Source organism: Vibrio sp. OPT46, assembly GCF_015163535.1.
Taxonomy (GTDB): domain Bacteria; phylum Pseudomonadota; class Gammaproteobacteria; order Enterobacterales; family Vibrionaceae; genus Vibrio; species Vibrio alginolyticus.
In genome coordinates, this window is sequence record NZ_JADDYG010000713.1 from 1,134 (window position 1) to 1,349 (window position 216).

Sequence of the window (216 nt, forward strand, 5' to 3'; positions counted from 1 at the left end):
GTCACCACGTTCATCTTTAGTCATTATGTTACCATTTAAGTGTCTTATGATTCATTTTTTCTTATCTTATGAGTCATAAGTAGCTGTTGTCAAGTAATAATGATCCGTTAGAATTATGAGCCTTCATTCTATTGACAGTCATACATAAGTGAAGACTTCTCTCACGTAATCCGCACTCCTCCTCCCCACCTGCGCGCTTTTCGATCTGGTTTTTTC